Here is a 14954-nt window from a genome sequence, read left to right on the forward strand (position 1 = left end):
CCCTTCCACCCCTCCCCCAATCCAAAGGATTCCCCCATGGCGGATAAGCACAGTGCACCCGAATGCTCCTTCTGCGGAAAGAGCGAGAAAGAAGTCAAGCGACTGATTGCCGGCCCCGGCGTATTCATTTGCGATGAATGCGTGGGCCTGTGCGACGCCCTGCTTGGACACCAGACAGACGACCATCCGGAGGAGCCGACCTCCTCGCAGGAAATCGGCATGCTTGCCCCCCACGAGGTAAAGATGAAGCTCGACGAGTATGTCATAGGCCAAGACATGGCTAAAAAGGTGCTCGCCGTGGCTGTGCACAACCACTACAAACGAATGTTTGCAAAACTCGACGAAGACGGCGTTGAAATCGACAAGAGCAACGTCCTGCTCATCGGCCCCACCGGCAGCGGCAAAACCCTGCTGGCCAAAACGCTCGCGCGTTCCCTGAACGTTCCGTATGCCATCACCGACGCCACCACGGTCACCGAGGCCGGCTATGTGGGCGAAGACGTGGAAAACATTTTGCTGCAGCTGCTGCAGGCCGCCGACTACGACGTAGAGCGCGCCCAGCGCGGCATCATCTACATTGACGAAATCGACAAAATCGGCCGTCGCACCGACAACGCTTCACTCACCCGCGACGTTTCCGGCGAAGGCGTGCAGCAGGCGTTGCTGAAAATCATCGAAGGCACCGTCGCCCGCGTTCCCCCGAAGGGCGGACGCAAGCACCCACAGCAGGAATACCTGGAAATCGACACCTCCGACATTCTCTTTATCTGCGGTGGCGCATTTGTCGGCATCGAAGACATCATCAAGAGACGCGTCGACAAAAAATCGATCGGCTTCGGCACAACAGAAAAGACAGATCAGGAGCTCTCCCCCAACTTCGTCACCATGAACGTAGAGTCCGAAGACCTCTTGGGCTTTGGTCTGATCCCCGAATTCATCGGCCGCCTTCCGGTGGTTACGATGCTTCAGGAACTGACCGAAGAAGAGCTTGTGCATATCCTGACCGAGCCGAAAAACGCCATGGTCAAACAGTACAAAAAGCTGCTCGCCATGGACGGCGTCGAACTCGAATTCAAACCGGACGCCCTCAAGTCGCTGGCCAGCATGGCCATCAAGCGCAAGACCGGCGCCCGCGGGCTGCGTGCGATCATCGAACATCTCATGCTCGACGTAATGTACGAAATCCCGATGCGCGACGACGTCACCCACTGCACCATCACACGCGACATGGTCGAGCACGGCCTGCATCCGCTTGAAGGCTTAACGATCATCGAGCCCGAAAAGAAATCGGCATAGGCAGACGCACGGCCCCGCCTTGACTCATCACAACATTACCGCTCCTCCCACACGCATTTAAGCGGAGGGGGGAATTTCGCGGTCAACCGCTCTTTGCCACGCCTGTGCAAGCATGGTAACCCATGCGAAGTGCTGGGGCCAACTCAATGAAGCACCCCCGGGACGACGATTGTGACAAGGAGCTTGTTTGGAGTTTAGAAATTAGAACTTAGGATTTTTCCAATATGGATAACTTTTCCCCCGATATCCTATTCATGCGAATGGCGCTGCGCGAGGCCGAGGCCGCCGCCGCCGAAGGCGAGGTGCCCTGCGGTGCTGTCATCGTTCGCGACGGCGAAGTGCTCGGCAAAGCGCACAACCAAACCGAAACGCTCAACGACCCCACCGCCCACGCCGAAATCCTCGCCATCACCCAGGCCGCCCAGGCCGTCGGCAACTGGCGTCTCAACGGCGCGGTGATGTACGTCACCAAAGAGCCCTGTCCCATGTGCGCCGGCGCGCTCGTCCTCGCCCGCATTCAAAAAGTCGTCTGGGGCATGACCGACCCTGTCCGAGGCGGCGCCATCTCCAAATTCCAGATCCTCAACACCGCCGACCTCAACCACGCCGTCGAAATCGAAACCGGCTTGATGGAAGACGACTGCAAAGCCGTTATGCAGGACTTCTTTCAAAACATTCGCCAAGCGTCCAAAGACCGCAAACGGCATGCCCGTCAGGACGACACAGGGGTCGCCCCGCCACACGACAAATTCGATCGGTAAGTACGCCAGCCTGCGCGGTAAAGCGAAAAATGGCGGAGGAAGGGAGATTCGAACTCCCGAGACATTGCTGCCCACACGATTTCGAATCGCGCGCCTTCAACCACTCAGCCATTCCTCCGTTATCGCGGACCGGCAGCGCGAAGGCTGCCATTGCGAAAGAGCGGAAAAAGTAGATTTTAATCCCGCTGCGGGCAAGCCCTTTCTTACCTAGATTCAAATGCGAGGCGCCTCAGACCAAATGCGCGGCAGCATATGGGGCAAACCGCGGGCTAGAGCATTTAACGGTTGAGGGGGCGGTAGAGCCAGAGCTCAGCTGCGAAGCAGCGTGGATCCGGCTGTGGTTGCCGGATCTACGGGCTACGCTCTAAGTTCAGGCATTACTATCTATGGCATCTCAAACGTGACCTACTCCAGAGCATTTGCCAATGGGAACGCCGGACGGACGTTGCGGCGAATTCTCACACGAAGTCACAAAGCCACAGAGAAAACACCTTGGTGGCGTTGTGTCTTCAGTAAGCGAAGCGAGCGGGTGTGAAATATGTCCTATGATATTTTTTTTGCTGCCTGCTCTAGGTTGCGCGGATAAGGACGACGCCGTTGGGCTGAACGCGGGTGGCAAAGGTGTTCTCGAAAACACCGACATCTTTCTGGCGCCAAAGGTCGCGGATGGTTTTCGGACCCCGCAGGCCGGCCCCTTTCCAGTTCAGCTCAACAACGGCGGGTTCGGCATTGAGATTAAACAGCCCAACGGCCTTTCCTCCGTCGGCGAGGTCTTTGACGATGATCTCGTTGCCATCGGCGGCGCGGACCGATTTTCCGGACACGGCGACGGCATCCTGATGCACGTCCAGCACTTCGGCATTGGTCAGTAGGTTAAGCGTGAATGCGTCCAGCGTATCGATTGGGCAGCCGATCAGCAGCGGGCACGCCCAGAGGATCCAAAGGGAGATGTGGGCGTATTGCTCGTCTGCGGTCAGATTGGTTGGCGCGAGTTCTCCCTCGTGGCTAGTGCTCACATCGCCTACCACGAGCATGTCGGCATCGGGGAAATGTCCGGGGCCGCCGCGGACGCCTTCTTCGATCCAGGTGCGGTGCAACTCCCATTGCTCGCGCAAGTTCAGATGGGGGCCTTTCTGGTCCCACCGGTCCTTAAGGTCACCGGCCGTTCGCCAGCAGTTGACTTCCCGGCCGTAAAGTTCGGCATGCTCCAGCGGCGCCGTATTGGACAGCGAATAAACAATGTCGCGCCCGCAGCTTTTAAGAGCGTCCGCCATTCGCAGCGTGCTCTCCGGATCGTTGGGTTTCCAGTCATACTTTAAATAATCAATGCCCCATTCCGCCCATTGCGCCGCGTCGTTTTCGTCAAAGACATATGCCCCAACGCGCTGAAATGCTTTTTTCTCAGGCATTTTTGCGGGAGCCATGACTGCTGCATTCCACTGGCCGTTCGAGTCGTCGCTGGAGCCTCCGATGCGCCCGGCATAGGTTGTGATCCAGGGAGAGGAATAGATCCCTGTTTTCAAACCCATCGCGTGAATTTCATCGCACACCTTCCCGATATCAGAAAAGGCGGAGGGGTCGGGCTGGATGGCATTGTATTTTCCACCGCGCCGTCCCTGCCATGCGTCGTCGATGTTGACGTAGGACCAGCCGTGGTTGATCAATCCCTTGTCCACCATGGCACGGGCGGAAGCGAGCACCTTATCCTGATCCACGAGCACCTTCCAGCAGTTCCAGGAGTTCCACCCCATCGGGGGCGTCAGGCAAATCGTGCCGCCCACCACGACAGTGAATTTTTTTTCGGCTTCACCGTGCGCATTCTTCGCGCGCAGCACAACCGGATGCTCGCGATGGGAACGGTCGGCGATGGCGCCGCTGATGATGCCGGACGCCGCATTAAGTTGCAGGCCCTCCGGCAATCCCTCGGCCGAAAAATGGAGAGGGCGCTCCCCTGTGGCAGGAATGGTATAGAGGAAGGGCGAACCCATTCGTACACCAAACACCGACGCCCCGTTGATGCGAGGGAACAGCGGTTCCGGCGGAGTCAGAATATATTTCCCTGTTCCGCACTCCGGTTCATAGATTGTGTTGATTGCATTTGCCATAGCACCCACTTAACTTTGATAGCAAAGCATTTGATCCGCTGAGTGACTATATGTCTTTACGCAAAATACATACGCAATATGGTCATGCAAAGGTATGCGCCTCTTCCCCGACCCCATAGGCAAGCCAGCCAAAGCCTGATAATTTATCGGGCATGGATACGAATGAAAATAATGGGTTGGGGCGTGCTTCTTATACGGATGAAGAACGCCGGGAGTTGATGCAGGAGTTTCACGCATCGGTTTAACGCAGGAGGAAAAGCACCGAATCTTCCGGGCGATTGGATTAGTTGTTTTTCCTACATTCGTTGCTGATGACTTTCCGATGCACGGGACTGAGGTATCCGAAACCGCCAGCCTCACCATAAAAATTTACGTAGAACCCAATATCGCCGGTTATTACAGCATTACAATCGTGACTTGCCTATATGCACAAAGCACCAGAGCATCAGGGCGCAGCAAACCACTGATCTTTTACAACATCCACCTCCAGCCCTAAGGGAAGATTTTCGCTGGAGGTCCCAACGTGGAGAACAAATTTGCCCGCCTCCAGCTTCCAGGCATTCCGAGAGATGTCATAGAAGCAAAGATCATTCCGCCGCAGATTAATAAACGCAACGGACGTCTGTCCCGGCTCGACCTGAACTTGAGTAAAGCCGCGCAATTCCCGTGGAGGCTGCTCCACGCTGCAAATTAAATCTTCCGCATAGAGCTGTACCGTACACATGCCGGAAATCTTGCCGGTATTTTTTACCGCAACATTCACCGACCATCCATCTTCGACCGGTTCAACCATGCCCTCTTGCAGCTCAAATGTTGTCCTGCTGAGTCCGAAGCCGAAGGGATAGCGCTGAGCAATGCCCTTTTCAATAAACCATCGATGACCACATAACAGCCCTTCTTTATATTCTGCATCAAACCCATGAACCTGCGGCCGGTCGGAACCATAGTTTTTGGCAGGAAGCTCACCAACAAGAATACGCTTTGCTGGCCATTCCACGCCCGCCCCTGCAACCGGCCAATCCTCTACCGAATTCCCGAATACGCAGGGCAAACGGCCGACAAAATCGCCGTCACCGGTAAGCGCATCAACCACCGCGTACCCAAACGCCTGGCCGCCGTTCCAAACAACGGCAAACGCATCCACCACCTCGTCCCAACCCGTCGTATCCACGCTGGTACCGCACTGCAGCAGAACCACCAGCTGATCGGAGCGCGCCGCCAATGCCCGAATTTCATCCGCCTGTGCTCCGGGCAACTGCGTACTCGAAAGATCGGCACCTTCCCCGCCGACGCCATCCTTCGCACAATAAACCACAAGTCCCGCGCGCAGATCATCATCCGTCACATTCTCTACGGATTCACGGCAGGTCACTGCCTCCGCCCCCAACCGGGCCACAAACGCCTCCTTGATGCTCACGTTGCCAACGCCTTTATTCACCCGGCCGGATCCCGTGCCCATGATCACCTTGTCGGCCGCCGGCCCGCAAAGGAGTGCCGTTTTCATATCTAGAACCGGAAGAAGCGTACGATCATTCTTGAGCAACACAATACTTTGACGCGCCACCTTCCGAGCTACCGCTTTATTTTCCGCCGTATCTACTCCGCCCGCAGGCAACGCATCGCCCAGCAGACCAACCCGCAGATAAAGCCGCAGCACATGACCGGCCATCCGATCGAGATTCTCTTCCGCAATCGTCCCATCTTTCACCAGCTTCAGCAGGTTGCCTTCACCATAAGCGTATTTGCAGAACCCGGTCGTCATATCCAAACCGGCTCGCACCGAAGCTTCCGCCCGATAAGCCGATCGCCAGTCCGTGAGAATAACTCCATCGAATCCCACCTTGTCGCGCAGCAACGTCGTCAACAGATCATGATTTTCGGCAACGTGCGTTCCGGCATATAGATTATTGCCGGTCATCAGGCTCCACGCACCGGCACGACGAATCGCCTGCTCGAACGGGTAGGCGTAGATTTCGCGCAGTACGCGCTCGTCCATTTTTGCGGAGGTGTAGTGCCGATAGGTTTCGCACTCGTTCGCCACAAAATGTTTGAGGTTCGCCCCGACGCCATAACGTTGCAACCCGCGCACATATCCGACGGCCATTTCTGCCGTAAGATAAGGATCCTCACCAAGATATTCATAGTTCCGCCCGCCTCGCGGATCGCGCATCATGTTAATGCCGGGAGCCAACAGCACATGCTTTCCAAGCGCGCGCATTTCGCGTCCCATTACAGCGGCATATTCTTCTGCAAGTCCCCGATCCCAGCAGGCGGCCAGCGCCAAAGTACCGGGCAGCGCCGTTGTTCGTTCGATCGTATCGGCTCCGACCGTCACCACTTCACCATCGCCCGTATTCTGCCATTTCCCATGCGTCGAAGTAAATATTTTGGGGTCGCGCAACAAACGGATGCCCACCGGCCCGTCGGCCAGTATCAACGGCTGAATCCCCAAGCGTGGCACCCCGCCGGAAATAAATGCCCCGTAACAAATTTTAACCTTCTCTTCGATAGTCATCCGACCGAGCAGATCGGCCACCCGCGCGTCCTGGTCCAGCGCCGTATTGCGCCAGGGGTCCCCGTCCCCGGAAGCGGGCCCAACCAAGATTGCCAACAAAATACCAAGTCCGATTATATGTCTTTCACTCATTCTTTTCCCTTCTCCTGAATCATACTACGGTTATTGTTCAGCTTCCGGAATCGGCCATCGCCCCTGACAGCCTGATGGAAACTGCAAATAATGAATGCATTTCTATTCCTGTACTTCTTTAAAATATCCGGGGGATTCACCCCGTTTGTTCTTTCAGAAAGGAACTACTCAAAGCGTACTCTGACACGCTGCCCCTTTCGACAGTCAGGCTCATCAGCCGAACACCGATGACGCCAGAAACATCACGACCCAATTATTTATTATTTTCACTCTCTGTCCTAACCATGAACTGCAGCGCAGCAGACATTTCACACCAGAATGCTCGCTGTATTCGGCTCAGTAGTCACTCATCAAAATTTTGAACTCTGAAAAATTAAAATGCTGTCCGTCTGTCTTGCGCACCCGGACATATCTCCAGCGGCTGACGGGCATAATATCCGCGCACCAAGTGGTCTGAAAGGCGTACGGCGTGGCGTCTTGAAGTGCTATTACACTCCAGCTCACATTGTCATTACTGGCCTCAACAACAAAATTTTTCCGGGAATCGGGCTGATCCTCATTCTGCCGGCCGATGATTTCGATACGGCTAAGGGGATAGGTCTTCAGAAGATCAACTGTATAACATGGCGAAGAATCTCCGGAACCAGAGGCCCAAATCGTATTTATATCCAGATCGACGGCCCTTTCCGCACGAGTTGCCTCACTGTTCTCTGAACTGGAATACAGAATCGACCCCAGTGATACATTACGCTTCTCTTGCTGAGCGGGACGGGCAAGTGCATAGGTGTCAGGAATATTTGTATATGTACCAACAAGGCCGCTTCTGGCAACCACCCCTGCATCATACGACGTCCTATCATAGACAATACCGTTATCGGTTAGGAGCCCATATACATTTTCATACATTTCCGTTGGAACATTCGCTATCACGTTGTTTTCCGCCAGAATATTCTGACTCCCCTTATCAAAATAGATTCCGGCAACGGTATAATTACTGTTGGCATATGCATAGCGCTGAAACCCATTGATATAATTTTCGAAAAGACAGGATCCGGCACTCACATCCATTTGATTGCCTGTAGTATAAATTCCGCCACCATCGGAAAGCATCGCCAGTGCCCGCTCGATGCGGTTATATTCAATACGATTATCCTCTACCGGGGCATCATCATCCAACCCCCAACCCCAACCCCAGCTGACCGCTGAATAATTGACATTTGAGATGCTGTTGTGCGACACCGTATTGGAACGGCCACCGACGCCCCATATCGCCACAGCACCGTACATCTGCCGTCCAATATCTCTGAAATAATTCATGCTGATCTTATTCAAATCACAACTGTTCCCAATATTCGTGTAGAACATTGGCCTCCGTCCCTCGGAATAAATAGAGACAGCCCCATCTCCTATATCTACGAAGGCACAGCCTTCGATAACGGAACGGCATACCTTCTTGGAAAAATTTATCGCCGCTCCTCCCAGCCGGTAGAAGCTGCACCGGTAAAATTCAACCGCCTCGGCGTTGTCTACGTCGATTGCAGCCGGGACGGTCGCCGTCTCGTTGTTCCCGGTATAAAACGTCCCCGCCTGCATATCGACAAAACCATTATTATCTATATCGCTATAAGTGGTGTCGGCAAAATGGATGCCTTCAAAAACAAGATTTCGAACGGGAGCCGAGCCCCCCTTAATCGCAACAATGGTCGGGATTCTTCCTGCCACAACCGGTAATGAAGATGGAGTTTCGCCCTCACGAGGCACATATAAAAAGGCGCCGCCGTTCCATGCTGCACGGATGAACTCCCCGCCCTGGTCTAGGTACGCACGATGGTTTTGTAACCAGAAAGATCCCTTAAACGCGTTGAAGTCCGGAACATCTGCCTTCCAGTATGTATTCAGGCTTCCATCTGTAACCGCTCCAGCGGAGGCGTTAACATATGTTCCGCGAGTGAACGTTGACGATCCCACCGAAACAGGAATTCCGTCACTGAAAAGCTGGATCTCGGAAATATAATCCCAAGGATTGATCGATGTTCCCTTGAGAACATATCTGACGTACCGGGCCTGATAAGTTCCGCTATTAATATCCAGCAAACTGTTACTACGAACGGTTCGCACCACGTTGCTTTTCACAAAACTCCAGACCGACCCGTTGGTTGATACCAACAGGTCGTAGTAACTATCGCGAGAAGCCCCATAGAACCAGGCAATTTGAGTCTGGTTAATTGTTTTGACGGAGCCAAGGTCAAGCGTAATAAACGCGTCTTTCACAGAAAGCGGGTTCCTGTCCGCCATATTGGATCGATCTGGTTCTGCCAGCTCCAAGTAGACATAGTCGCCGTTTGTTTTCACACCAGAAACATGAACAATATGAGACATCCATTTATCCAGCACCTGAATTTCAGGAAGTTCTGGTTTAGAAAAATCAATGTCCACCCATTCACTTTTCGGAACTTGGATATGATGCTCGTATTGAGGATCAAACCGGATATACAAGTTATCCGTATCAACGAAATACGCGCCCGATCGAACCGGATTGGTGTTTTCGAGACGCGCGAGACTGCAACGTTCCCCATTGATCCATAAATCCCTGTAGGGAAAGATAAAAGATTCATTGCTGAGATAAATGCTATCCTTCCATGGAGAAAACGACATATTCTTCAACACACCGCCGGAAATCACCGGACATTCGCCGTCTTTATTCTTCCAGATAACATTATATCCGTTTGCTCCGCTGTCCTGCTCACTAAACACAAGCGGAACAGATTGCTCATAACGCCCTCCAGCCAAGAGGACAACGATATCGCTTGCCATAAACGCATTTAAACTGCGCACCCTCGTCTTCGCTTCCTCAAGAGTTTGCAGCGGGAGCAGCCAGGAAACCCCGGAATTGGCATTATCTCCGGAGGGGGAAACATACAAGGTTGTCGAGGTATCGAAATTATCGGAAAGAAGCACTGTGGCACTTACGGCCAGTATACCTGAAAGTCCGAACAAAAACGCCAACATTAACACCGAATTCATATACGGCCCTTTTCTTCTAGGCACAATACACTCGGCCCGCCAGTTGTGGTCTGTAATGACTTTACTCATATTCGTCGCTCCTCTTCTTTCATACATTTTCCTTCTGAAAGATAACTGAAGGCTATCTATAGCCCAATAAGCTCAATGATGCTCACTGATGGCATAATAACTTCCGAGCACCAAACCATCGGCTGCACAATCGGATGGTTAGCCCCGGGCGGTCAGCGACCTAAAGAAATCCGATACAGCCCGGCTTGTTCGACATTCACCGCCCAAGCTCCCTCGCGAGCCTCTCCCACGCGACGAATCAATTGCTGATTCCATAGGGCGCAACGTTCTTCAAGCATCCAGTCGTGAGCCGTAGACGTCGCCTGATTATCTGCGACCTTGCCGAGAACAATTTCACAGTCATCGGCCAAACACCCCGGATTTTTCCGCATACAGATGAATGACCGCTGTGCCGACCGGTCTGCTGTGACCGCCACAGAAAGCGTCTTAGATTTTAATGAAATATTTTTCATTACCGCACCTCATTCAGTTGCAAGTCATCCAAATAAAAACGTCCCTGTCGGCCGTTCGCAATGATCCCGACCCAGCCTAACTTTTCAAATGCGCCGTCTTTGACCGGCAGGTCGTTGTATTCATTGCGTGATGCATCGGGCAGAATTACTGCGACATTGTATGTTGCGGCGTTGCCTGCACCGCCGCCGAATGTCAATTCCAGCAATACCCACTCGCCGAATGGCACCGTGCAGAGTTTCTTCCCGCAGGCGACCAATGCTCCATTCGCCTGGATCCCAATATCTGCACCAATCAAATAGCCCGCCCCCATATGCGAACGTGTTTGCACGCTGATCAGCGCCGGAGATGCGGGATCGTTCCAAATCTGCATCGACAACCGGTATCGCCCGGCAGTATAGGGGTTTGCAATCGTCATCATGGGAAAATAAGACGGAGCGTCAGCACCATCCTGAAAGAGAACACTCTTTGACCCAGACGCCGCACGCGCATCACTGATCCGGACCGTACAATCGCCTTTCTCCGCCGGCATCCAGCAGGTCATCGGATTCATCCCTGTATAATGATCCTCAAAATCATAATGGAATTCCTGCCATTCCGGATCAATGGTTTCAATGGGACGATACGTCAGCTGTGCCGGCAGCGAGGTCCATGCACTTCCTCCATACAGTCCTGCCTCAGAAAAATCATGAGGAATAAAACCGGATACCAGCGCCGCAGAACCGACTTTTAGGCGGAAGTCACGCCGATCCGGATTCACAAACCCTGGATCGGCAACCAGAGAGTGAACATCCTGTCCGGTCGCCTGCAATTCCTTAAACGAGAAACTCCGGTTATCCTTGCTCCGCTCTGACATCTGCGGGAAAAAACGAACGTCCCCCGAAGCGGTAGAGTTCCAATATAAATTGCTGTCAAAGGCGGAGAGGGGTGTCATCAGGAGCCCCTGCGTCATCAGATCGTGCGAAAGATAAACAATGTTATGCTCAAACACGTTGGTCTTGTATTGATCCAGCGGAACAGAGTCCTTTGTGGCTTTAACCCGCGAAATCCCAGTTTCACCGCAAAAGGCAAAAATATTGTTGCGGACGATATTCCGCTCCCCTTTGGCTTGGATACCAAAGCTGCTGATGTTGTAACAGAGATTGTTTTCAACAAGGATGTCCGAACTGCAGCCGTCGAGGTAAATTCCTTTTGAGTTGCAATGAGTCGGATGATGATACACATCATGAACCACATTCCCGCGGATCACGGTTCCTTTCTGATAGTAACCGGCCGTATAAATTCCTCCTCCATCCGAAAGAACCCCCTGCATCAGATGATGCACGTGATTATTTTCGATCAGATTGTCATGATGATACGTATTTCCTTCTCTCCGCCAGGTCCAGCCAACAGAAATTCCGGTATAGTCGAATTCGGAAATATCATTATGGGTGATCCGGCTCCCGGATGCCATGCCGATAAAAATTCCGACTGCACCGTGAAATGTGTGATTCAAATGATGAATAAAGCAGTTGTCCACCGTGTTGCTGTACGACAGCATCGCATCGGGAGTTCCGTCCGGGACAAAGCCGGAGGCACCGATATAAACACCGCCGCCAGCCATATCGTGAATATGGCATTGGCGAACAATATTGTATTGGCAGCCTGCGCGCAAAACCATGGCATGTGCACCCGCCAGAGCGATCTCGCAATTCTCGAACCGGGTGTTCCGCAGCTTGCGCCCAAAAATGGGAGTGCTGTCCACTTTCGGAAAAGCCTGCTGATTGCGGTACCGATCCTTATCCAAGCGCCAATCGCTGTAACGGAACGACAGCCCCTCGAATGCAAGATGTTCGACATCCTCTAGCTCGAGCAGGCGCTGAGCGACCGGAACAATGACTTCCGCGTTAGCCATGGCCTCTCCCGGCAGGGGGCGGTAAAGCAACTCACCCGCCGCCTTGTCGAGATACCACTCTCCAGGTGCATCGAAGGCCGCCTTGACGTTTTCGATAGAGTAACGCTCCTGCTGGTTGTCCCATTTACCAAACGGCCAGCCGGCAGGATTGCGCATATATACAATGCCCTGAGAGGGATCGATGCGGTCAATCCAGTGCACCGAAACAAGCCACGAGTGGTAGGAAACCACAAGTGCATCGGCGAGATCCGGCCAGTTCTGAAAATCTCCATCGCGATAGCGAAATTCTTTATTATATCTCAGATCCTTTCTGTCCAATGCGCCAAAGTTTGCCACCGGACGCGCGGGCCCAAAGCTCTTCAAATAACCCCTGTTCGGCGTGCGGGCTCTTTGCCGCCGTTCGCCGTTAATAAAAAGCTGGTAAAACTCCCGTCCATTCCCCATGGATGCCGCCCAAACGCCCGGCTCTTTTTCCCGCCAGCCGGCAACATGGATGCCGCCGCTAATCATCGCTTTACCGGAATGTTCCGCCCGGTAAATGACGGGAGCCTCCGCCGTACCGCTGTCTTCAGGGCCGAAAATCACCGGCTCTGTAATCTCATAGACGCCATCGGCAAATTGTACAGTAAGCGACTCAGACCATGCGCCGCTCTGTTTCGCGGTACGGATACGGTTCCGCGCTCCGGTCAAACTCGCCAATGGTTCGGACTTTGAGCCGGTATTATTATCGTCCCCATTGGGAGAAACAAAAAGGGTCCGACTGTCGGAACTGACATTCGCCTGACACCATGAGCATAGCATCAACGCACCGACCACCCTCGCAAAACGATTTTCCATAAAACCAAATTTAATCATGGTCACTCCTCTAACGCGGCTGCGCAGCAGAACCGCAGTTTAATAGGTTTACCAACGAATGAATGAAATCTACGAATGGGATGCCGAAAAAAGATTCGTAGGTTTTATAAATTCGCTGGTTAAACCTGCTCCGTCGGAGCGGATTAAGGGTGGCTCGCTAAGGAACGCAAAATGGATAGAAGTGAGAATGGAAGGAACTAATATCCCATCGCATAATAGATGAGTCATTTCTGATCGCTCCAAACCAGCGCGGCTCCGCCTTCAAGTACATTCACTCCATAAATAAAACTCCCCGCAGCAAGCTGCGGGGCATCTAATTTGTTCAAATTTCAATACGTTGCAATCAACGGGGCATTAAACCCAAGCCTACGCAATAAAATATTCCATTTCATCTGTCCGGAGACCCGGTTCCTGACCTCCGGACACAAGAACATTATTTTTGATTGACCCGCAAGCGGATGAATCCCTGTTCAGCATCCATCGGAATGGCGTTGGTGACCAGGTCGTAGCTCTCATCATACGCACCACTACTCATCACGCTGCCGGAATTTGTCCAACTGCCGCTAACGAGGTCATCATTGACTTCGACGATGTATTCAACCTCATTGGTGTCAATGAGCATGAGATGTATGACGTTGTAATAGTTCGTACCGCCCAACGAGGAGGTGCCAAAAAAAGCGGTGCCCATGTCGTCCGGGTCGCTCGGGTTGCCCCCGAACGCATACTCCTCTAGGTTGTCCACATTGTCTTCGTCGGGGTCTTCACCCATTTCGCCCACGGAATGATCATCCGCCCACAAGTCATAGCCAAGAAGTATCTCTCCGTAATCTTCAACCGAAAAGTTGTCGAACATGGTCACCGGAGTCGTGCCCTCTACATAGTTGGCACTGGTTAGCTTGCCGACATAGAAGCCGGTTCGGGTCATGTTTGCGGGATCCGGCAGATCGGCCGCAGTTACGGTGCAAGAGTTGGACACTGCGGTCGACGTTTCAAGGTTCACAACGCTCCACGTCAACTCGCTTACCGTCTTGTCATATTCAAAGGACATGCGAAACCAATCGTTCGTCCGGTCGTACCCGACCATGAAACTGTTTGTACTCAAAACCGCGTTGTTCGCGTAGGACCTCATCTGCATCATGCCTTTGTACGGATCAAGCCGCAGGCGGAAGCCGTCGGTCGCAACATCATCGCCGCTGGCCGTCTGAATCGGTATCCCCTTAAACTGATTACCCCAATACAAAATGGCGCAGGAGACGTCATTCGAATTCATAAGGGACTGGTTCGCATTGTTGAACTTTACATCCACGGAAAAACGAACGACCCGAGAGGTTAAACTGGTATAGTCAACCCCGGCTTCGATCTGTGCATATGGGAATTTACCGCTCGCCGCCACCGTTTCCCCGTCGATTTCTCGGTAATTAATATAGCGATAGTCCGCCGCTCTCAACCAGTTGGTGGCGCTCTCAATCGAGCTGTACTGTATCGGCGTATTGTAAAGTTGCGCATTGAGTCTACGTTCTCCCAAGTCGAGATTATCCGAAACCAGCACCGCGCCAAAACAACTTACAGCGTTTGCAACGAACACCAGAGCGGTCGCCCGCAACCATGCTTCACCTTTCATTCTTTTATTCATACTTCTCCTTATCATGAATTATATTTACCAACTTACCTCGCGTTCACTTCTCATCTGCCCTGCCTCAGGAATGCATACTGAACACCACCCCGATCGGTAATTAATAGATCATATAACCTTCATATTAGAAATGGCTGATATTGATCTCTTGATGGACGATATTGCACTGACAAGAAAAAAAGCGGCCCTGCAATTTTAGGCCGCGGGTTAAGTTGGTTCA

8 protein-coding genes and 1 tRNA gene are annotated in these 14954 nt (G+C 52.8%); 2 read left to right on the top strand and 7 right to left on the bottom strand.

What is annotated here, in order from left to right; translation table 11 throughout:
* The first annotated feature begins 36 nt into the window (after positions 1-36).
* Entirely contained in the window at positions 37-1296 is a 1260-nt protein-coding gene (gene clpX / locus SCARR_RS13295; RefSeq protein WP_136062178.1) for an ATP-dependent Clp protease ATP-binding subunit ClpX, read from the top strand.
* Positions 1297-1520: 224 nt separating this feature from the next.
* A complete protein-coding gene (tadA, locus tag SCARR_RS13300) occupies positions 1521-2057 on the top strand; it encodes a tRNA adenosine(34) deaminase TadA (RefSeq protein ID WP_136062179.1) in 537 nt (178 codons plus the stop codon).
* Positions 2058-2087: 30 nt separating this feature from the next.
* On the opposite strand, the gene SCARR_RS13305 is transcribed toward tadA, so the two are convergent.
* The 7 genes from SCARR_RS13305 to SCARR_RS13335 all read right to left on the bottom strand — a co-directional run bounded on the left by SCARR_RS13305 (position 2088) and on the right by SCARR_RS13335 (position 14734).
* Positions 2088-2175, bottom strand: a tRNA-Ser gene (locus SCARR_RS13305).
* Between the two features lie 451 nt (positions 2176-2626).
* Entirely contained in the window at positions 2627-4162 is a 1536-nt protein-coding gene (locus SCARR_RS13310) for a putative Ig domain-containing protein (protein WP_136062180.1), read from the bottom strand.
* A 445-nt stretch (positions 4163-4607) separates the two neighbouring features.
* The gene (locus SCARR_RS13315) at positions 4608-6809 is read right to left on the bottom strand and encodes a beta-glucosidase (protein ID WP_136062181.1); all 2202 of its coding nucleotides are present in this window, start codon (positions 6807-6809) and stop codon (positions 4608-4610) included.
* A 336-nt stretch (positions 6810-7145) separates the two neighbouring features.
* Positions 7146-9902: a discoidin domain-containing protein gene (locus tag SCARR_RS13320; protein ID WP_168433294.1), complete on the bottom strand. Its 2757-nt coding sequence runs from the start codon at positions 9900-9902 to the stop codon at positions 7146-7148.
* Positions 9903-10054: 152 nt separating this feature from the next.
* Positions 10055-10354 carry a hypothetical protein gene (locus SCARR_RS13325; RefSeq protein ID WP_136062183.1) on the bottom strand — a complete coding sequence of 100 codons (300 nt, stop codon included), beginning with the start codon at positions 10352-10354 and terminating at the stop codon, positions 10055-10057.
* Complete coding sequence (locus SCARR_RS13330) at positions 10354-13101, bottom strand: right-handed parallel beta-helix repeat-containing protein (RefSeq protein ID WP_136062184.1); 2748 nt, start codon at positions 13099-13101, stop codon at positions 10354-10356. The genes SCARR_RS13325 and SCARR_RS13330 overlap by 1 nt, the downstream gene beginning before the upstream one ends.
* Positions 13102-13534: 433 nt before the next feature.
* On the bottom strand, positions 13535-14734 hold the full coding sequence (locus tag SCARR_RS13335) for a hypothetical protein (protein ID WP_136062185.1): 1200 nt from the start codon (positions 14732-14734) through the stop codon (positions 13535-13537).
* Positions 14735-14954: the final 220 nt, after the last annotated feature.

Source organism: Pontiella sulfatireligans (assembly GCF_900890705.1).
Lineage (GTDB): Bacteria > Verrucomicrobiota > Kiritimatiellia > Kiritimatiellales > Pontiellaceae > Pontiella > Pontiella sulfatireligans.